Origin of the sequence: Streptomyces sp. DH12, from assembly GCF_020873895.1 — a bacterium.
Classification (GTDB): domain Bacteria; phylum Actinomycetota; class Actinomycetes; order Streptomycetales; family Streptomycetaceae; genus Streptomyces.
Map to the genome: position 1 here is coordinate 1 of NZ_JAHWGT010000740.1, position 498 is coordinate 498.

Below are 498 nucleotides of genomic sequence, written 5' to 3' on the forward strand. Positions count from 1 at the left end.
CATCCCCACTTTGTGAAGGCACCGGTCACAAGTGGTGGACGCCGTTGCTGCCGGGAATGCGGGCCGCTCCCCGACTGCCTTCCGGGCGGCCCGAGCCGATATCGTCGGCGGGACTGTGCGCCGCGGGGTGGAAGCGGCCGCAGGGCCTGGGGAGGACAAGCGTGCGCCTGACTCTGACCGTCGTCGATCCGTACGGCGGGGACTCCGCCGATGTCGTACTCGATGCCGATCCCGAGTCGACCGTGAGGGACGTCGCGCGTGAGCTGGCCGCGCAGGTCGGGCACGCCGGGGCCCAGGTCGCCGAGGCGCAGTGCCTGCTGCGGCGGGCCGGGTTCCCACCAGGCGACATCGACGGCATCTACGGCCCGAAAACCGAGCGGGCCGTCCAGCGGCTCCAGCAGAGGGCGGGTCTGGTGGTGGACGGCATCGTCGGCCCGCACACCTGGGGAGCCCTGCGCGGATGACGCCCCCACCGGAACGGGCCGAACTGGCCGCCGC

1 pseudogene is annotated in these 498 nt (G+C 72.9%); it reads left to right on the forward strand.

The window, feature by feature from the left end:
• Positions 1-278: 278 nt before the first annotated feature.
• A pseudogene (locus LPA54_RS36815) lies at positions 279-464 on the forward strand (peptidoglycan-binding protein); the annotation flags it as partial.
• Positions 465-498: the final 34 nt, after the last annotated feature.